Consider the following 17,983-nt stretch of genomic DNA (forward strand, 5'->3'; position numbering starts at 1 on the left):
GTTTCGCCAGTGGCGGCGGTCGCCGGAAGCCTCGACGTATCCGCAGGTCAACTCGATGCGGTCGACAGTCGCCTGTGACATTCACCATCCCTGGGAGCGCGCCTTCCGCAGGTGCTTCTGCCTGTCGTTCTGCCGGCGCCGAACGGACTGCCGCCGCCGGATGGCTGGCCACCCACCGGCGGAGCAGGTGGCAGAGTTGACCGATGACCTGCGCCAGTTGGGGTGACAACGCACCCGATCCGCGCAGGTTTGCCGGGTGCCCCGTGCCGCCGGTCGGCGACGGCCTCCCGGGAATAGGGGGCCTGTCGCACAAATGAGGCGTTGTCGCACACCGGGCCTTCTGCCACGATCGCCGCACTGGAGGCCCTTCCCCGTCCGGTGGTGGGGCTCAATCCCGTGCGGCCAGCGAAGGAGCCGATGGTGGACCACCCCCACGCGTTGACAGCCGAGCAGTCGGAGCAGTTCCGGCGCGACGGGCACCTGATCCTGCGGGGCGTGCTCCCGGCCGGGACGCTGGACGCGCTGCACGGCTCGTTCAGCCGCGTCGTCGACCACCTCGCCCGGCAGTGGCAGCAGCGGGGGGTGATCACCGAGACCTTCGCCGACCTGCCGTACGACCAGCGCTACCTGCGGCTGATCGAGTCCAGTCAGGTCCGCGTACCGGCCGCCTGGCGGCGGATCCTGGTGGGACGCCCGGTGTACGACCTGTGGCGCACCCCCGAACTGCTCGGCCCGGTGCGCAGCCTGATCGGTGACGAGGTCTACGCGCACGGCGTCTGGAACGCCCGGCCGCGCGACCCCCACGGGCGCACCCAGCAGGTCGCCTGGCACCAGGACGCCTACTACTACAAGGGTTGGGACGCCTCGGTCGGGCCGCTGCTGTCGGTGTGGATCCCGCTGGTGCCTGTCGACGAGGACACGGCCTGCCTCCAGTTCGTCACCGGCTCGCACACCCGGGGCTGGATTCCCCGCGACCGCCTGCCGAACGGCGAGTACGGCACGTCGGACGCGGCCGTCGGGGACGGCCCGGTGAGCACCGCCCGGATGGAGCCCGGCGACGCGGTGATCTTCACGGACACCACGCTGCACCGCTCGACGCAAAATGTGTCGGACCGCATCCGGTGGAACATCGACATCCGGTTCGCCCCCGCGGTCGACGAGGTGATCCGGAACTCGCCGCGCGGCTACCGCTGCTTCAGCGGCGCCGACCCGGCGCAGGTCGAGTCGTTCGAGACGTGGGCCGGCCGGTACCGGTACGAGCCGGAGGACCTGCTGACGGAGCTGACGAACTTCGAGGAGGGCTACGACCTCGACGCGCTCAGGGCATTCTCCCGGGCGTCGCCGTACGCCGACATCTACTGACGGGAGACGGTGCGACGCGGCAGCCAGGGAACCGCGTCGGGTAGGGGTGCGCAACCCTTGACGTCCGGCGGCCCCTCGTGCCGGCGCCCGCCCGGCTGCCGTACGGTGACCTGCCCGACGCGTGGGAGGAGATCATGAACGTGCGGCACACCCGCCTCATCTCGCCCGACGACGCGGCCACGCTGACGGAGCGGCTGCGGGAGAACCGTGCCTTCCTCGCCCCCTGGGACCCCGTACGCGACGACGCCTTCTTCACCCTCGACGCCCAGCGCGACGCGATCGCCCAGGCGCTGGAGGCGCACGCCCGGGGCACGATGGTGCCGCTGGCCGTCGTGGACGCCGAGGACCGGCTGATCGGCCGGCTCAACGTCAACGGCATCACCCGGGGCGCGTTCCAGTCGGCGGCGATCGGCTACTGGGTGAGCCGGTCGCACAACGGGCGGGGCGTCGCGACGGCCGCGGTGGCGGAGGTCGCGGAGCTGGCCTTCGGCGAGCTGGGACTGCACCGCCTCCAGGCCGAGACACTCATCCACAACACCGCGTCCCAGCGGGTGCTGACCCGCAACGGCTTCGTCCCGTACGGCATCGCGCCGCAGTACCTCAAGATCGCGGGCGAGTGGCAGGACCACATCCTCTACCAGTTGCTGGCTCCGGCCGGCTGACCCCGCCCCGGTGGCGTCAGCCGAGGTGGCGCTCGATCTCGGTCAGCTCCTCGGCGCTGAGGTCGAGGTTGTCCAGGGCGGCGACGTTCGCCTCCAACTGCGGCACGCTGCTCGCCCCGATGATCAGGCTGGTCATCCGCGGGTCGCGCAGCGCCCAGGCGAGCGCGAGCTGGGCCAGCGACTGGCCGCGCCGCTCGGCGACCGCGCCGAGCGCCCGGATGGTGGCCATCTTCTCCTCGCCGAGGTCGCTCTCGCTGAGGAAGACGCTGGTGCGCACCCGGGAGTCCGCAGGAATGCCACCCAGGTAGCGGTCGGTGAGCAGGCCCTGGGCGAGCGGGCTGTACGCGATGCAGCCCGCGCCGACGCGCTCCAGCGTGTCCAGTAGGCCGTCGTCCTCCGTCCAGCGGTTGAGCATCGAGTACGACGGCTGGTTGATCAGCAGCGGCGTACCCAGGTCGCGCAGGATCGCGGCGGCCCGCTCGGTCTGCGCGGAGTCGTAGTTGGAGACGCCGACGTAGAGCGCCTTGCCGGCCCGGACGACGGCGTCGAGGGCGCCCATCGTCTCCTCCAGCGGGGTGTCCGGGTCGAAGCGGTGCGAGTAGAAGATGTCGACGTGGTCCAGCCCGAGGCGGCGCAGCGACTGGTCCAGCGAGGAGACCAGGTACTTGCGGGAGCCCCACTCGCCGTACGGGCCGGGCCACATCAGGTGACCGGCCTTGGTGGAGACGACGAGTTCGTCCCGGTACGGCCTCAGGTCGGTGGCGAGCATCCGGCCGAAGTTCTCCTCGGCGGCGCCCGGCGGCGGCCCGTAGTTGTTGGCCAGGTCGAAGTGGGTCACGCCGAGGTCGAAGGCGCGGCGGACGACGTCCCGCTGCCGCTCGTACGGCCGGTCCGGGCCGAAGTTGTGCCACAGCCCGAGCGAGATGGCGGGCAGCCGCAGTCCGCTGCGCCCGCTGCGCCGGTAGGTCATCTGGTCGTAGCGCTCATCCGCGGCGAGATAGGTCACGGTGACCGAGCCTATCCCCGTCGGTCGCGGGCTTGCGCGGCGAACGGGCCTGCGACAACGGACGCCGGGGTAGTTTCGGGACCATGCGTTTCGTCCCGCTCGACACCCCCAAGCCCCTGTCCAAGATCGGCCTCGGCACCTGGCAGTTCGGGTCCCGGGAGTGGGGCTACGGCCCCGAGTATGAGCGCCGGGCCGCCGACATCGTCCGGCGCGCCGTCGACCTCGGCATCACCGTCTTCGACACCGCCGAGCTGTACGGCTTCGGCCGCAGCGAGCGGATCCTCGGCGAGGCGCTCGGCGACGACCGGCCGAAGGTCGTGCTCGCCACCAAGATCCTGCCGATCCTGCCGGTCGCCCCGGTGGTGCAGCAGCGGGCGGTCGCCTCGGCCGCCCGGCTCGGCGTCACCCACCTCGACCTCTACCAGGTGCACCAGGCCAACCCGCTGGTCGCCGACCACACCACCATGCGCGGCATGCGCGCGTTGCAGGACGTCGGGCTGGTCGGCGAGGTCGGCGTCAGCAACTACGGCCTGCGCCGCTGGCAGGTTGCCGAGGCGGCGCTCGGCCGGCGGGTGCTGAGCAACCAGGTCCGCTACAGCATGGTCGACCGCGGGCCCGAGCACGACCTGCTGCCGTACGCGAAGCAGGCCGGCCGCCTGGTCATCGCGTACAGCCCGCTGGCCCAGGGCTTCCTCTCCGGCCGGTACGACGCGAAGAACCCGCCGAGCGGGGCGGTGCGCCGGGCCAACCCGTACTTCCTGCCGGTGAACCTGGAGCGCGGCGCGACGCTGATCGAGACCCTGCGGCAGGTGGCCGACGCGCACGACGCCACCCCCAGCCAGATCGCCCTCGCCTACCTGCTGCGCCACCCGAACGTGCTGGCCATCCCCGGCGCGTCCGGCGTGGAACAGGTCGAGCGCAACGCGGCGGCCGCCGACATCGACCTGGCCGACGACGAGCACGCCGCGCTCGCCCGGGCGGCCAGGGAGTTCCGCCCGATCACCGGGCTCGCGGCGGCGCCCCGCCTGCTCCGGGCCCGCACCGGAAAGTGAGCCGATGGACGACATCACCGCACTGATCCTCGACGACCACGCGGCCTTCCGACGGGGCTTCGCCCGCCTCGACGACGCCCGCGACGAGCACGAGCTGCTGGCGATCTGGGACGCGCTCGCCCTGCACCTGGACGTGCACGCCGAGGCGGAGGAGGCGATCCTCTACCCGCACCTGGTGCGCCACGGCGACGACGGCGAGGCCGAGACCGTCGACGCGATCGGCGACCACAACAAGATCCGCGACGCCGTCGCCGAGTCCAAGCTGCACCCGGTGGGCTCCGACGAGTGGTGGGCGGCGGTGCGTACCGCCCGCCGGGAGAACAGCGAGCACCTCGCCGAGGAGGAGGACGACGCGCTGCCCGACTTCCGCCGGCACGCGAGCGTCGAGCTGCGGGCCGAGCTGGGCCGCCGCTGGCTGACCTTCCACGGCGAGCACAAGTCCGGCCGCGACCTGGCCTTCGCCGACAAGGACCCGCAGCGCTACGTCGACGAGCACCGCTGACTTCCCGACCGGTCGGACGGCGGTCGTGAACGAACCGACCCGCCGTGGTGCGGACCGGCCGGGCCGCCGATCTCCCCGACGCGGGGGAGTCGGCGCGGGGCGTGACCGGGACAGAATGGGCGGGTGAAGCCCCGCACGGTCCTCGCCCCGCTGACGGCCGGCAGCACCTGGCGGCGCGGCGTGTTCCTGCTGCTCGGCGGGGTGCTCGTGCTGCCGTACGTGCTGCTCGCGGTGGCCTTTGCCCAGATGCTGACCCGGTCGGACGTGCCCCGGCCGCTGGTGCTGGCCCTGCTCGGCGTCGCGGCGACCATCGCGGCGGTGCCGGTCTTCCTCGACGGCCCCCGCGCGTTGGAGATCGCCGCCGCGCGGGCCCTGCTCGGCGTCGACCTGCCGGACCCGGCGCCCGGGCACGCCGTCGACCGGGAGACCCGGCTGCGCTCGGCGCTCTGGATCGGGCTGCACCTGGTCAGCGGCGGACTGGTGGTGGCCGCCCTGTTCAGCGCCGTGCCGATGGCGCTGGCCTTCATCGGGCAGCAGTTCGGGCTGGACACCGGAATGACCGGCGGCGACCGGCTCGGGCCGTTCGACGGGCGGGACACCGGCTGGCTGACCCTCGCCGGCGTCGTCGTGCTGGTGGCGCTCGGTTACGCCGTGGCCGGGCTGGGCGCGCTGGCGGTGTCGATGGCCCCGGTGCTGCTCGGCCCGGCCCAGGCGGAACGGATCGCGGCCCTGGAGGCGCGCACCACCCGGCTCGCCGAACGCAACCGGCTGGCCCGGGAGCTGCACGACTCGGTGGGCCACGCCCTCACCGTCGCCACCCTCCAGGCCGGGGCCGCCCGCGAGCTGCTCGACCGGGACCCGGAGTTCGTCCGGCGCGCGCTGGGCGCGATCGAGGAGGCCGGGCGGACCGCCATGGACGACCTGGACCACGTGCTGGGCCTGCTCCGCGAGCCCGACGGCCGGCGGGCCGCGCCGGCGCCGCAGCGTACGCTCGCCGACCTGGACCGGCTGGTGGCCGACACCCGCGCGGCGGGCCTGCCGGTCGACGCCCGGCGCACCGGCGACCCGGCCGACCTGCCGGCGGCGGTCTCCCGGGAGGGCTACCGGATCGTCCAGGAGGGGCTGACCAACGCGGCCCGGTACGGTCGCGGACCGGTCGCGCTGCGCCTCGACGTGCACGCCGACGCGCTGGAGCTGGAGCTGGAGAACGCGGTGGGCCGGCGCCGCCGCGCCGACCCGGGGCGGGGCGGCCGGGGCCTGGACGGGATGCGGGAGCGGGTGCTGCTGCTCGGCGGCCGGCTGACCGTCGGGCCGGACGGCGACCACTGGCGCATCCGGGTGCGACTGCCGTTCGAGAGGACCCCATGACGACCGGAACCGCGACGACCACGGGCGTGCTGATCGTCGACGACGACGAGCTGATCCGGGTCGGGCTGCGGGCCATCCTCGACGCCCAGCCCGACCTGCGGGTGCTCGGCGAGGCCACCGACGGCGCGGAGGTGCCGCCGCTGGTCGCCCGGCTGCGCCCCCGGGTGGTGCTGATGGACGTGCGGATGCCCGGCATCGACGGCATCCAGGCCACCCGGCGGCTGCTCGCCACCTCCGCCGACCCGCCCCGGGTGCTGGTGGTCACCACCTTCGAGAACGACGAGTACGTCTACGACGCGCTCCGCGCCGGGGCCAGCGGGTTCCTGCTCAAGCGGGCCCGGCCCACCGAGGTGGTGGAGGCGGTCCGGGTGGTCGCGCGGGGCGAGTCGCTGCTCTTCCCCGCCGCCATCCGCCGCCTCGCCGGGGCGTACGGGGGGCGGGGCGCCGACCGGCTGGCGGCCGCCCGGCTCACCGACCGGGAGGCCGAGGTGCTCCGGCTGATGACCACCGGACTGTCCAACCCGGAGATCGCCGCGCACCTCGTGGTCGGGGTGGAGACCGTGAAGACCCACGTCGGCAACGTGCTGGCCAAGCTCGGCGTACGCGACCGCACCCAGGCGGTGATCGCAGCGTACGAGTCGGGGTTCGTCACCCCGTCGGGCTGAGCGTTCCCTCCCGAGGGGGAGCCGGTTCACCGCCGCACGGGAGGGCGTACGCGGCCCGTCGGCCGAGGCTGGGAAGCATGACGACGACCACCGCTCCCACCCACCGCCCGGCCCCGGGCCGGCCGGACCGGCTCGCCCCGCTGGCCGCCGGCTGGCTCGGCCTCTGGGGCCTGCTCGCCCTGCTCTGCGGCGTCACCGGCGCCGGCTACCCGTTCGGGGCGAACGATCCGCGCGGCGGCGAGGCCAACCTGCTCCGGCTGGTCCCGACCGACGTCGGGCCACCCCTGTTCGCCGTGCTGCTGCTCGGCGCCGCGGTGGCCGCGCTCGCCATGACCGGGCCGGCCCGCCGCCCGGCCCGACCGCTGCGCACCCTGCTGCTGGCGTACGCCTGGACGGTCGTCTTCCTGCTCGCCGTCGTCGTGCCGGACGTGGGGGTGCTGACCATCCTCGGCTACACCCCGATCCTGATCGTCGGCGCGCCGTTCGGCTGGCCGCCGGTGGACTACGCCGACGTGTTCACCTGGGCGTTGTTCGCCCGGTTCGCGGCCGTGGTCGGCGGGGTGCTGCTGGCCGGGGCGGTGCTGCGCTGGCAGCGGCGCACCGCCGACGCCTGCCCGGCGTGCGGGCGCGACGGCACCGACCAGGGCCGGACCACGCCCACCTCGGCGGCCCGCTGGGGGCGCGTGGCGGCCTGGACCGCGGCCACCATCCCCGCCCTGTACGCGGTCACCCGGCTCGCCTGGGCGGTCGGCGTCCCGCTCGGCATCGAACGGTCGTTCCTCGACGAGATGCGCGAGTCCGGGCTGGTCTGGGCGGGCGCCGGGCTGGGCGGCTTCGCCCTGGTGGGCGCCGTCCTCACCCTCGGGCTGGTGCAGCGGTGGGGGGAACGGTTCCCGCGCTGGATGGTGGGCCTGGCCGGGCGGCCGGTGCCGGTCGGGCTGGCCGTCGTCCCGGCGACGCTGGTCGCGGTGGCGGTCACCGCGGCGAGCCTCGGCCTGCTCGCCGCCCCCGACTTCTGGGACTTCTCCGCCGGGCTCAGCCTGGCCACCGCGCCGATGCTGCTCTGGCCGGTCTGGGGCGTCGCGCTCGGCGCCGCCACGTACGCGTACCACCTGCGCCGCCGGGGCGCCTGCCGGCGCTGCGGGCGCGGCTGAGCCGTACCCCCGGCGGGGGTGCCCGGTCGACGGACCGGGCGCCCCCGCTTTCGTGAGCTAGCGTTGGTCGGGTGACTGCGCCTTCCCCGGTTACCCCGGCCCCACCGGCCGACCTGCCTGGCACGCTCGGCGAGCTGCGGGCGGCCGGCCACGCGTACCGCACGGTCAAGCAGGAACTCCGCGACAACCTCCTGGCCCGGATGCGTTCCGGCGCCGACCGCTTTCCCGGCATCGTCGGCTACGACGACACGGTGCTGCCCGAGGTCGAGCGGGCCCTGCTCGCCGGGCACGACATGGTGCTGCTGGGCGAGCGGGGCCAGGGCAAGACCCGGCTCATCCGCTCCCTCGTCGGCCTGCTCGACGAGTGGACCCCGGTGATCGTCGGCTCGGTGCTCAACGAGCATCCGCTGCACCCGCTCACGCCGGGCACGCGGGCGCTGGTCGCCGAGGCCGGCGACGACCTGCCGGTGGCGTGGCTGCACCGCTCGATGCGCTACGGCGAGAAGCTGGCCACCCCCGACACCAGCGTCGGCGACCTGATCGGCGACGTCGACCCGATCCGCATCGCCCAGGGACGCACCCTCGGCGACCCGGAGACCATCCACTTCGGCCTGGTCCCGCGCACCAACCGGGGCATCTTCGCCGTCAACGAGCTGCCCGACCTGGCCGAGCGGATCCAGGTGGCGCTGCTCAACGTGCTGGAGGAGCGGGACATCCAGGTCCGCGGCTACCAGCTGCGGCTGCCGCTGGACCTGTTCCTGGTGGCCAGCGCCAACCCGGAGGACTACACCAACCGGGGCCGGATCATCACCCCGCTGAAGGACCGCTTCGGCGCCGAGGTCCGCACCCACTACCCGGTCGACCTCGACCTGGAGCTGGCCCTGATCCGGCAGGAGGCCGACCTGGTCGCCGAGGTGCCGGAGCACGTGCTGGAGGTCCTCGCGCGGTTCGCCCGCGCGGTGCGCGAGTCGCCGTCGGTGGACCCGCGCTCCGGGGTCTCCGCCCGGTTCGCCATCGCCGCCGCCGAGACGGTTGCCGCCGCCGCGCTGCGCCGCGCCGGCCTGCTCGCCGCGGTGGAGCCCGCCGAGGGGGTGCGCCCGGAGGCGCCGGTCGCCCGGGTCGGCGACGCGGTGCCGGTGACGTCGACCCTGCGCGGCAAGGTCGAGTTCGAGAGCGGCGAGGAGGGCCGGGAGGTCGAGATCCTCGGCCACCTGCTGCGGACCGCGACCGCCGACACGTTCCGGTCCCGGCTGGCCGGGCTGGACCTCTCCGGCTTCACCGCGCTGGTCGACGACGACGCGGTGATCGAGACCGGGGAGCTGGTCGGCTCCGCCGAGTTGCTGCGCCAGGTGGGCACCGTTCCCGGCCTGGCCAAGGCGCTGGACCGGCTCGGGCTGGGCGACGCGCCCACCCCGGAGCAGGTCGCGGCCGGCGTGGAGTTCGTCCTGGAGGGGCTGCACCTGACCCGCCGGCTCGGCAAGGACGTCACCGACTCCGGCCGGACCCGCTACGGCGGCCGGGCCTGAGCATGGCCGGCGACCGGTTCCGGTACGGGCAGTGGCGGGGCGGCCCCGACCCGCTCGCGCCCCCGTACGACGTGCGGGGGGCGGTGGACGCCGTCGGTGCCGAGGTGCTCGCCGGCGGCAGCCTCCGGGAGGCGCTGCGGGGCCTGCTGCGGCAGGGGCCCCAGCCCCAGGGGCGCGGCGGCCTCGACGACCTCGCCGCCCGAGCCAGGCGGCTGCGTCGGGAGGCGTTGCGCCGGGGCGACCTGGACGGGGCGGTCACCCGGGCCCGGGCCCTGCTCGACCAGGCGCTCGCCGCCGAGCGGGACGAGCTGCGCGGGCGCGACGACGACGACGCGCGGTTCGCCGAGGCGGTGCTGGACAACCTGCCCCGCTCGACGGCCCGCGCCGTGGCGGAGCTGACCGGTTATCGCTGGACCAGCGACGAGGCCCGCCGGACGTACCAGCGGATCCTCGACGGGCTGCGCGACGACGTGCTCGGCCAGCGCTTCGCCGGGCTGCGCGACGCGGTGCGCGCCTCGGCGGACCCGGCCGCGCAGCAGCGGCTGGCCGAGATGATGCGCGACCTCAACGACCTGCTGGCCCGGCACGCCCGGTCGGAGGACACCACCGACGCCTTCGCCGAGTTCATGCGCCGGCACGGCGCGTTCTTCCCCGAGCAGCCGGCCGACGTCGACGAACTGGTCGACGTGCTGGCCCGGCGGTCCGCCGCCGGCGAGCGGCTGATGCGCTCGCTGTCCGACCGCCAGCGCGAGGAGCTGGCCGACCTGATGCGGCAGTCGCTCGGCGACCGGCTCGCCGGGGAGCTGTCCGCGCTGGACGCCAACCTCCGCGCCCTCCGCCCCGACCTGCACCGGGGCCCGGGCGAGCGGGTGCGCGGCGAACGGCCCCTCGGCTACGGCGAGGCCGCCGGGGCGCTCGGCGAGATCGCCGAGCTGGACGAGCTGCTGGACCAGCTCGACCAGGAGCATCCGGGGGCCACCCTGGACGACGTCGACGTCGACGCGGTGGCCCGGACGCTGGGCCGCGACGCCGCCGACGACGTACGCCGGCTGCGGGAGCTGGAGCGGGAGCTGCGCCGGCAGGGTTGGGTGAGCCGGGACGCCGACGGGCTGACCCTGAGCCCGAAGGCGCTGCGCCGGCTCGGCGGCACGGCGCTGCGGCGCGTCTTCGCCGACCTGACGGCCGGGCCGCGCGGCCAGCACGACCTGCGCTCGGCGGGCGCCGCCGGCGAGGTCAGCGGCGGCTCCCGGCCGTGGGAGTACGGCGACGAGCAGCCCCTCGACGTGGTGCGGACGCTGACCCGGGCGGTCCGCCGCGCCGGCTCCGGCGTGCCGGTGCGGTTGGCCGTCGAGGACTTCGAGGTGGTGGAGACCGAGCGGCGGGCCTCGGCGGCGGTGGTGCTCTGCGTCGACCTCTCCTACTCGATGATCTCCCAGGGCCGGTGGGGCCCGATGAAGCAGACGGCGCTGGCGCTGGCGCACCTGATGGCCACCCGGTTTCCCCAGGACGCGTTGCAGATCGTCGGCTTCGGCCTGGAGGCGCTGCCGCTGACCCAGCTAGAGCTGGCCGCCGTCGAGCCCGACCTGCGGCAGGGCACGAACCTCCAGCACGCGTTGCGGCTGGCCGCCCGGCACCTGCGGCGGCACCCGGACGCCGAGCCGGTGGTGCTGGTGGTCACCGACGGGGAGCCGACCGCCCACCTGGACCCGGACGACGGGGAGGCGCTGTTCCACTGGCCGCCGCTGCCGGAGACGATCGAGGCGACCGTACGCGAGGTGGACCGGCTCACCCGCTACGGCGCCACGCTCAACCTGTTCATGCTCGGCGACGATCCCGGCCTGCGCCGGTTCGTCGACGCCGTGGCCCGCCGCTCGAAGGGCCGCATGTTCACCCCGGACCTGGAGGACCTCGGCGAGTACGTGGTCTCCGACTACCTGCGCACCCGGCAGCCGCGCCGGCGCTGAACTGGCGGATTCGTGCTTTGGGTGTCCTCGGGCTTCGGGCGCTGTCGTGCCTTGAAGCGTGCCGGGCCTTGGGGCGTGCCGGGACCTTGGGTGCGTCCGGCCTTGGGGCGTTGCGCCTTGGACGCTGTCGAGCTGCCCCATTGGTGAGACCACGGCCCCTGCCGATGCCGCGGACCCGTTCGGGGCCGATCGTGCCGATGCGGGCGTGCCTCGGGGGCTGTGCCGGCCAGAGGCTTCGTCCGGGGCGGGAGGCCGTGCCGACCTGGGACCTCGTCCGAAGCAACGGATCGGTCCGGCGAGACCCGCGAGTCGAACGAGGAGCGCCGACGCGCGTCGCCTGCCGAGTTCTTCCGGCCCGCCGCTCGTGGTCCTATCGACGGGGCAGCTCGACAGCGTCCGCTCAGCCCCTCCGGCCGGTGGCGTCCCGCATGCGTGTCCGGCCGGTCCCTTCCGGGTGAACCGTCCGCGGGAACGCCGGGTCGGACGGCGCGGGCCGGGATTGACTGGGGACATGGACAGCGGGGCTTTGCGGGGGGCGTACGCGGAGGTGCTCGCGGAGGTCGACGCGGGCGGGTTCGGGCCACCGCCGACCGGGCAGCTGAGCGCCGAGCAGATCGTCGCGCACCTCGCCGCCAACGACGAGCTGATGACGGAGGCGACCGAGGCGGTCATCGCCGGCGCGCCGTTCGCGTACTACGACCTGGAGACCATCCACCGCCCGCAGGTGGACGCGCTGGTCGTCGAGTGCGGCGGGCTGGCCGGGCTGGCCACCCTGCTGCGGGCCACCAGCCAGAAGCTCTGCGCGCTGACCGAGCGGCTCGGTGCGGCGGCGCAGACCCCGGTCGACACCCACCTGCGGGAGGGCTTCGACCTCGTCGTCGACGAGCCGTTGCCCTGGGGCCGCACCCTCGACCTGCACGCCCGCGTCCACCTGCCGAAGCACCTGGCCCAGCTGCGCATGCTGCGCGCCGGCTGAGGGGCGCGCCGGGGGCGCGTCAGTCGACGACCCGGACGTCCTTCCAGAAGGCGACCCGGTCGCGGACCATCTCCGCCTCCGGCTTCGGCTCCGGGTAGTACCAGACCGCGTCGGCGCTGGTCCGGCCGTCGTGTTCCAGGTTGTAGTAGGACGCGGTGCCCTTCCACGGGCAGACGGTGTGCGTGTCGGACTCGCGGATCAGGTCGGCGCGCAGGGCGGCGCGCGGGAAGTAGTGGTTCCCCTCGACCAGCACGGTGTCGTCGCTCTCGGCCACGACCAGGTCGTTCCAGACGGCTCTCGGCATGGCTCCCACGCTATGCCGGCGGATCGGCGACGGCCAGTCGATCGACGGGGCCGAGAGCACGCCGGTGGACGTCCCCCGCTGTGGGCTTCCTGGCGCGTACAGTGATCGCATGTGTGCGGTCCGTGTGGATCATCATCCGGTCGACCACGACGGTGCGGTGGCCCGGTTGCGACAGTCGTACGCGGCGGTGCCCGCGGGCGAACCGGTGCGGCTGGCCAAGCGCACCTCCAACCTGTTCCGTCCCCGGTCCGCCCCGCGCGCACCGGGCCTGGACGTCAGCGGGCTCACGGGCGTGCTCGCCGTGGACCCGGTCGCCCGCACGGCCGACGTGCAGGGCATGTGCACCTACGAGGACCTGGTCGACGCGACCCTGCCGCACGGGCTGATGCCGCTGGTGGTGCCGCAGTTGCGCACCATCACCCTCGGCGGGGCCGTGACCGGGCTCGGCATCGAGTCGACGTCGTTCCGCAACGGACTGCCGCACGAGTCGGTGGTCGAGATGGACGTGCTCACCGGGTCCGGCGGGATCGTCACCGCCCGTCCGGAGGGGGAGCACGCCGACCTCTTCGCGGCGTTCCCCAACTCGCTGGGCAGCCTGGGCTACGCCACCCGGCTGCGCATCGAGCTCCAGCCGGTACGCCGCTTCGTGGCCCTGCGCAACGTCCGGTTCACCCGGCTGGAGGCGCTCGCCGACGCGCTCGCCGAGGTCACGGCGACCCGGTCCTGGGCGGGGGAAGCGGTGGACGCGATGGACGGGGTGATGTTCAGCCCCGGCGAGGCGTACCTGGTGCTCGGCACCTTCACCGACGACGCGCCGCCGGCCAGCGACTACACGGGCCAGGACATCTACTACCGCTCGCTGCGCCGGCGCACGCACGACGCACTGACCACGTACGACTATCTCTGGCGCTGGGACACCGACTGGTTCTGGTGCTCGGCGGCGTTCGGCGTGCAGCACCCGGTGCTGCGGCGGGTGTGGCCGGCGCGGTGGCGGCGCAGCGACGTCTACCACCGGCTGGTCCGGTTGGAGCACCGTCACGGCGTGGCCGCCCGGATCGACCGCCTGCGCGGCCAACCGGCGCGCGAGCGGGTGGTGCAGGACGTGGAGATCCCGCTGGAGCGGATGGCCGAGTTCCTGCGCTGGTTCGCCCGCACCGTCGGGATGACCCCGGTCTGGCTCTGCCCTTTGCGGCTTCGTGAGCCCTCCGGTCCGGGATCGGCCCGGGCCTGGCCGCTCTATCCGCTCCGGGCCGGGCAGAACTACGTCAACGTCGGCTTCTGGGGCAGCGTGCCGATCGCGGAGGGCGCCGCCGACGGCGACGTCAACCGCGCGATCGAGCGCATGGTGTCGGAGTCGGGCGGCCACAAGTCGCTCTACTCCGACGCGTACTACGACCGGGAATCGTTCGACCGGCTCTACGGCGGCGCGACGTGGCGCGCGGTCAGGGACCGCTACGACCCGGACCACCGGCTCACCGGACTGTACGAGAAGGCGGTAGCACGAGCATGAGCCTGACCGATCGAGACCAGGGGGCGGCGAGCGCTCCCGCCAGCCCGCCGGCGGGGAGCCGGCGCCCGGGTCCGACCGTGGCGGACGTCGTCCGCGCGTTGACCACCGGTGCCCTGCCGGTGCGGGTCACCGGGTACGACGGCAGCGCGGTGGGCCCGGCCGACGCCGGGATCACCCTGTCGATCCGTTCCGAGCGGGGCCTGACGTACCTGCTCACCGCCCCGGGCGACCTGGGCATGGCCCGGGCGTACGTCGGCGGCGACCTGGCGTTGCAGGGGGTGCACCCCGGCGACCCGTACGAGGCGTTGCGGGTGCTCAAGGACGAGCTGCGGCTGCGTACGCCGTCGCTGGCCGAAGGGCTGGCCCTCGTGCGCGGGCTGGGCTGGGAGCGGCTGATGCCGCCGCCGCCCCCGCCGCAGGAGGCGCTGCCGCGCTGGAAGCGCCTGGTGAACGGGCTGCGGCACTCCCGCACCCGGGACAGCACCGCGATCTCCCACCACTACGACGTCTCGAACGCCTTCTACGAGAAGGTGCTCGGCCCGTCGATGACGTACACCTGCGCGGTCTTCCGCTCGCCCGACGACACGCTGGAGCAGGCGCAGGCGGCCAAGTACGACCTGGTGGCGCAGAAGCTGGCGCTCAAGGCGGGGATGCGGCTGCTCGACGTGGGCTGCGGGTGGGGCGGCATGGTCCGGCACGCGGCCCGCGAGTACGGCGTGAAGGCGCTGGGGGTGACCCTGTCCCGGGCGCAGGCCGAGTGGGCCCGGGCGGCGATCGAGCGGGAGGGGCTGACCGGCCTGGCCGAGGTGCGCCACCTCGACTACCGGGACGCGCCGCGCGAGCAGTTCGACGCGGTCTCCTCGATCGGCCTGACCGAGCACATCGGGGTACGCAACTATCCGGCCTACTTCGGCGCCCTGTCCGACCGGCTGCGGCCGGACGGTCGGCTGCTCAACCACTGCATCACGCGCGCCGACAACCGCGCGCCGCACCGCTCGGGCGCGTTCATCGACCGCTACGTCTTCCCCGACGGGGAGCTGGCCGGCCCGGGGCGCGTGGTCGGCGAGATCCACGACGTCGGGCTGGAGGTGCAGCACGAGGAGAACCTGCGGCTGCACTACGCGCTGACCCTGGCCGCCTGGTGCCGCAACCTCGTGACGCACTGGGACTCCTGCGTCTCGGAGGTGGGGCCGGGCACGGCCCGGGTGTGGGGCCTCTACATGGCCGGGTCCCGGTTGGCGTTCGAGCGCAACGGCATCCAGCTGCACCAGGTGCTGGCCACCCGCAACGGCCCGGAGGGGGCGAGCGGCTACCCGCTGCGCCCCGACTGGCTGCCCTGACCCGCGCCGACAGCCGCGCCGCCCGTCGGCGCGGCTTCCGGCGAAGCCATTGACAAACAAATTTTGTACGTACAAACTGATTTTGCCATGAGAGACGTCCTGTACCTGGAACAGATCGAGCAGGCCGAGGTCCTGCTCAAGCCGCAGCGCGTCGAGGTGCTGCGGCAACTGGCCGAGCCCCGCACCTGCACCGAGGTCGCCACCCGGCTGGAGCAGACGCCGCAGCGCGTCTACTACCACGTCAAGCAGCTCGTCGCCGCCGGCCTGGTCGAGCTGGTCAACGAGCGCAAGGTCCGGGGCATCACGGAGGGCATCTACCAGGCCGCCGCCCGCTCCTACTGGCTGTCCCCCCGCCTGGTCGGGCGGATCGGCCTGCGCCGCGCCCGCGACGAGCTGAGCCTCGGCTACCTGCTGGACCTGATGGAGGAGGTCCAGGAGGACATCGCCGGGCTGGACCGCGCCGCCCCCGAGCTCCCCTCGATCGGGGTCGCCGGCGAGATCCGGGTGCCGGCGGAACAACGCCAGCAGTTCCTGCACGACCTGCAGACCGCTCTGCAGGACCTGTTCACGCGCTACGGGGGCGCCGAGGGCGACGCCTTCAAGCTCGCCGTGGCCTGCTATCCGAAGGGGAAAGACCGTGAGTGAACCGATGAAGCTGCCCGTACGCCTCGCCGCGCCCGTCGCGACTGTCCGCCGCGCCCTGACCGACCCGGCCGAGCTGCGCCGCTGGCTCGCCGAGCACGTCGAGGTCGAGCTGCCGCGGCGGTACGAGTTCTGGGGCCGGTACACCCCGGAAGGCGACGCGCCGCACCAGCGGTTGTTGCACGCCGACGACGACACGCTGCGCTTCACCTGGCTGCTCGACGGCGTCGAGACCACCACCGAGTTCGCCCTGCGCGCGGAGGGCCCCGACACCACCGTGCTGACGCTGACCCAGAGCCACTTCGACTTCGCCGAGGCGATGAGCGGCAGCACCATCCGGGGCGTGCTCCAGACCTTCTGGAGCCTGTCGATCGCCAACCTGGCCGCCCACCTGGAGGGCCAGCCGCTGCTGCCGAAGGTCGACTTCACCTCCGCCGAGCTGCGCGGCGAGCTGCTGATCGACGCGCCGGCGGCGAAGGTGTTCGAGTCGCTGACCGACTCCGAGCAGGCCAGCGCCTGGTTCGGCTACCCGATCGGCATCGAGCCCTGGGTCGGCGGCCGCTACGCCATGGGCGGCTTCGAGCACGGCTACGCGGCCAAGGTCGTCGACCTGGAGCCCGGCCGGAAGTTGTCGGTGGACTGGGGGCCGACCGGCGTCAGCACCTGGGAGCTGGCCGAGTCGCAGGGGAAGACGAAGCTGACCTTCGTGCAGTCCGGCTTCGACGAGCAGAACCCCCCGTACGGGGCCTGGGCGGGGTCGCTCTCGGGGCTGTTCGAGCTGCGCCGCTTCCACGAGATGGCGGACTGGCAGCCGATCTGGCTCCCCGCGGAGGTGCCGGGCCTGGAACCCGCGCCCGCGAAGGCGACGAGCTGACGTACGCCCCGGGCGCGCTCCGACCGGAGCGCGCCCGAGGCCGTCGGAAGTCGCAGGTGATAGACGGGCGATGGGTGGGTACTGGGGGGCGATGTTCTTCATCTTCGGGCTCCGGACCAAGGTCACCCAGTCCGGCGTGGTGCAGCAGGTCTGCCGCAACTGCCACAACCACGCCGCGCAGGTGATCACGCGCCGATCGACGAAGTTCAGCCTGTTCTTCGTGCCGATCATCCCGATCCGCACCCGCTACGTGCAGCAGTGCACCTTCTGCGGCGCCCAGTACGAGATTTCCCGGTCCGAGGCCGAGCGCCTCCCGGTCGGCTGAACCCCACCGATGGCCCGTTTCCTCTGCTGGCTGATCGGCCGGCAGCCCGCCGTGCCCGCGCCGGCCCCGGTGCACACCGTCTCCCGGCCGCCGTGCACCCCCGGACGCCGCCGCCGTCGCCGCGACCGCCGACCGCTGGCCGGCACCGCCCTGCCCCGTTCGCCCTGGAACCGCTCCGCCGGGCGCTGACCGGTCCGTGATCCGCCGAGCCTCGGCGGACTGGTGGGGCCGTGCCAGGATGTGGCGGTGTCGTACCCCCCTCATGCGTCGTACCCGCACATGCCCGGCCCCGTGACACCGATGGTGTACCCCCACCCGATCGCGCCACCGCCCGGCTACGCGGTGCTCGCCGTCTCGGTGAACCGTGGCCCGTACATCGTGCCCGCCCCCACCACGAGCAAGTTCAAGGTCAGCGGCCAGACGGTGCCGATCCCCGGCGAGGGCACCTGGTACGTGGTGATCCCTCCCGGCTCGCACGACGTCCGGTACACCGACTTCATGGGCCTGCCGCTGATCACCACCGCACTGGTCGCCCATCCCGGCGTCGCCTACCACCTGTCGTTCCGCTTCGGTGGCTGGCGCAACCGCGCCTACGACGGGTACGGCACCGACGTGACGAAGTTCGGGCTCTGGTCGAACTACAGCATCGCGCTGCTCACGTTGGGCGTGTTCGGGCTGATCTGCTGCGGTGTCCTGGGGCCGTTCACCACCCTGCTCTGAGCCGGTTCCGCCCGGCCCGGCCCCGCGTCGG

18 protein-coding genes are annotated in these 17,983 nt (G+C 73.9%); 16 read left to right on the top strand and 2 right to left on the bottom strand.

Annotation, left to right across the window (positions count from 1 at the left end):
• Positions 1-420: 420 nt before the first annotated feature.
• Positions 421-1,362 carry a phytanoyl-CoA dioxygenase family protein gene (locus ACLQ22_RS02675; protein WP_425690879.1) on the top strand — a complete coding sequence of 314 codons (942 nt, stop codon included), beginning with the start codon at positions 421-423 and terminating at the stop codon, positions 1,360-1,362.
• Between the two features lie 134 nt (positions 1,363-1,496).
• The gene (locus ACLQ22_RS02680; protein ID WP_425691068.1) at positions 1,497-2,024 is read left to right on the top strand and encodes a GNAT family N-acetyltransferase; all 528 of its coding nucleotides are present in this window, start codon (positions 1,497-1,499) and stop codon (positions 2,022-2,024) included.
• Between the two features lie 16 nt (positions 2,025-2,040).
• Here the strand turns inward: ACLQ22_RS02680 and mgrA are convergent, their stop codons facing one another.
• Positions 2,041-3,030 (bottom strand): L-glyceraldehyde 3-phosphate reductase, encoded by a 990-nt coding sequence (mgrA, locus tag ACLQ22_RS02685; RefSeq protein WP_366640668.1) that lies wholly within the window; start codon positions 3,028-3,030, stop codon positions 2,041-2,043.
• 83 nt (positions 3,031-3,113) lie between these two features.
• Here mgrA and ACLQ22_RS02690 point away from each other — a divergent pair, with 83 nt between their 5' ends.
• The 8 genes from ACLQ22_RS02690 to ACLQ22_RS02725 all read left to right on the top strand — a co-directional run bounded on the left by ACLQ22_RS02690 (position 3,114) and on the right by ACLQ22_RS02725 (position 12,237).
• Entirely contained in the window at positions 3,114-4,082 is a 969-nt protein-coding gene (locus tag ACLQ22_RS02690; RefSeq protein WP_425690880.1) for an aldo/keto reductase, read from the top strand.
• A gap of 4 nt (positions 4,083-4,086) precedes the next feature.
• On the top strand, positions 4,087-4,584 hold the full coding sequence (locus ACLQ22_RS02695) for a hemerythrin domain-containing protein (protein WP_425690881.1): 498 nt from the start codon (positions 4,087-4,089) through the stop codon (positions 4,582-4,584).
• Between the two features lie 123 nt (positions 4,585-4,707).
• Positions 4,708-5,952: a sensor histidine kinase gene (locus ACLQ22_RS02700; protein WP_425690882.1), complete on the top strand. Its 1,245-nt coding sequence runs from the start codon at positions 4,708-4,710 to the stop codon at positions 5,950-5,952.
• Positions 5,949-6,617, top strand: a complete 669-nt coding sequence (locus tag ACLQ22_RS02705; protein WP_425690883.1) for a response regulator transcription factor — start codon at positions 5,949-5,951, stop codon at positions 6,615-6,617. The genes ACLQ22_RS02700 and ACLQ22_RS02705 overlap by 4 nt, the downstream gene beginning before the upstream one ends.
• A gap of 77 nt (positions 6,618-6,694) precedes the next feature.
• On the top strand, positions 6,695-7,771 hold the full coding sequence (locus ACLQ22_RS02710; protein WP_425690884.1) for a hypothetical protein: 1,077 nt from the start codon (positions 6,695-6,697) through the stop codon (positions 7,769-7,771).
• Between the two features lie 71 nt (positions 7,772-7,842).
• Positions 7,843-9,297 carry a magnesium chelatase gene (locus tag ACLQ22_RS02715; protein WP_425690885.1) on the top strand — a complete coding sequence of 485 codons (1,455 nt, stop codon included), beginning with the start codon at positions 7,843-7,845 and terminating at the stop codon, positions 9,295-9,297.
• 2 nt (positions 9,298-9,299) lie between these two features.
• On the top strand, positions 9,300-11,261 hold the full coding sequence (locus ACLQ22_RS02720) for a VWA domain-containing protein (RefSeq protein ID WP_425690886.1): 1,962 nt from the start codon (positions 9,300-9,302) through the stop codon (positions 11,259-11,261).
• A gap of 511 nt (positions 11,262-11,772) precedes the next feature.
• The gene (locus ACLQ22_RS02725; RefSeq protein ID WP_425690887.1) at positions 11,773-12,237 is read left to right on the top strand and encodes a hypothetical protein; all 465 of its coding nucleotides are present in this window, start codon (positions 11,773-11,775) and stop codon (positions 12,235-12,237) included.
• 19 nt (positions 12,238-12,256) lie between these two features.
• Here ACLQ22_RS02725 and ACLQ22_RS02730 read toward each other — a convergent pair whose 3' ends face one another.
• Positions 12,257-12,541, bottom strand: coding sequence for a DUF427 domain-containing protein (locus tag ACLQ22_RS02730; RefSeq protein WP_425690888.1), 285 nt, complete (start codon positions 12,539-12,541; stop codon positions 12,257-12,259).
• 109 nt (positions 12,542-12,650) lie between these two features.
• On the opposite strand from ACLQ22_RS02730, the gene ACLQ22_RS02735 reads away from it, so the two are divergent.
• The 6 genes from ACLQ22_RS02735 to ACLQ22_RS02760 all read left to right on the top strand — a co-directional run bounded on the left by ACLQ22_RS02735 (position 12,651) and on the right by ACLQ22_RS02760 (position 17,952).
• Entirely contained in the window at positions 12,651-14,051 is a 1,401-nt protein-coding gene (locus ACLQ22_RS02735; protein WP_425690889.1) for an FAD-binding oxidoreductase, read from the top strand.
• Complete coding sequence (locus ACLQ22_RS02740; RefSeq protein WP_425690890.1) at positions 14,048-15,391, top strand: class I SAM-dependent methyltransferase; 1,344 nt, start codon at positions 14,048-14,050, stop codon at positions 15,389-15,391. The genes ACLQ22_RS02735 and ACLQ22_RS02740 overlap by 4 nt, the downstream gene beginning before the upstream one ends.
• Positions 15,392-15,478: 87 nt before the next feature.
• Positions 15,479-16,036 (top strand): helix-turn-helix domain-containing protein, encoded by a 558-nt coding sequence (locus ACLQ22_RS02745; RefSeq protein ID WP_425690891.1) that lies wholly within the window; start codon positions 15,479-15,481, stop codon positions 16,034-16,036.
• Positions 16,029-16,907 (top strand): SRPBCC family protein, encoded by an 879-nt coding sequence (locus ACLQ22_RS02750; RefSeq protein ID WP_425690892.1) that lies wholly within the window; start codon positions 16,029-16,031, stop codon positions 16,905-16,907. Before ACLQ22_RS02745 ends, ACLQ22_RS02750 begins: the two co-directional genes overlap by 8 nt.
• A 70-nt stretch (positions 16,908-16,977) precedes the next feature.
• Positions 16,978-17,232 (top strand): zinc-ribbon domain-containing protein, encoded by a 255-nt coding sequence (locus ACLQ22_RS02755; protein ID WP_425690893.1) that lies wholly within the window; start codon positions 16,978-16,980, stop codon positions 17,230-17,232.
• Between the two features lie 300 nt (positions 17,233-17,532).
• Positions 17,533-17,952 carry a hypothetical protein gene (locus tag ACLQ22_RS02760; protein WP_425690894.1) on the top strand — a complete coding sequence of 140 codons (420 nt, stop codon included), beginning with the start codon at positions 17,533-17,535 and terminating at the stop codon, positions 17,950-17,952.
• Positions 17,953-17,983: the final 31 nt, after the last annotated feature.

Origin of the sequence: Micromonospora sp. DT178 (assembly GCF_049841695.1) — a bacterium.
GTDB lineage: Bacteria > Actinomycetota > Actinomycetes > Mycobacteriales > Micromonosporaceae > Micromonospora.

Bases quoted from the DNA above. Each gene is read 5' to 3' on its own strand.
- ACLQ22_RS02725 (WP_425690887.1), top strand. From the start codon at position 11,773: ATGGACAGCGGGGCTTTGCGGGGGGCGTACGCGGAGGTGCTCGCGGAG.
- ACLQ22_RS02705 (WP_425690883.1), top strand. From the start codon at position 5,949: ATGACGACCGGAACCGCGACGACCACGGGCGTGCTGATCGTCGACGAC.
- ACLQ22_RS02690 (WP_425690880.1), top strand. From the start codon at position 3,114: ATGCGTTTCGTCCCGCTCGACACCCCCAAGCCCCTGTCCAAGATCGGC.
- ACLQ22_RS02745 (WP_425690891.1), top strand. From the start codon at position 15,479: ATGAGAGACGTCCTGTACCTGGAACAGATCGAGCAGGCCGAGGTCCTG.
- ACLQ22_RS02735 (WP_425690889.1), top strand. From the start codon at position 12,651: ATGTGTGCGGTCCGTGTGGATCATCATCCGGTCGACCACGACGGTGCG.
- ACLQ22_RS02740 (WP_425690890.1), top strand. From the start codon at position 14,048: ATGAGCCTGACCGATCGAGACCAGGGGGCGGCGAGCGCTCCCGCCAGC.
- ACLQ22_RS02755 (WP_425690893.1), top strand. From the start codon at position 16,978: ATGGGTGGGTACTGGGGGGCGATGTTCTTCATCTTCGGGCTCCGGACC.
- ACLQ22_RS02760 (WP_425690894.1), top strand. From the start codon at position 17,533: ATGGTGTACCCCCACCCGATCGCGCCACCGCCCGGCTACGCGGTGCTC.
- ACLQ22_RS02680 (WP_425691068.1), top strand. From the start codon at position 1,497: ATGAACGTGCGGCACACCCGCCTCATCTCGCCCGACGACGCGGCCACG.
- ACLQ22_RS02720 (WP_425690886.1), top strand. From the start codon at position 9,300: ATGGCCGGCGACCGGTTCCGGTACGGGCAGTGGCGGGGCGGCCCCGAC.
- ACLQ22_RS02695 (WP_425690881.1), top strand. From the start codon at position 4,087: ATGGACGACATCACCGCACTGATCCTCGACGACCACGCGGCCTTCCGA.
- ACLQ22_RS02710 (WP_425690884.1), top strand. From the start codon at position 6,695: ATGACGACGACCACCGCTCCCACCCACCGCCCGGCCCCGGGCCGGCCG.
- ACLQ22_RS02730 (WP_425690888.1), bottom strand. From the start codon at position 12,541: ATGCCGAGAGCCGTCTGGAACGACCTGGTCGTGGCCGAGAGCGACGAC.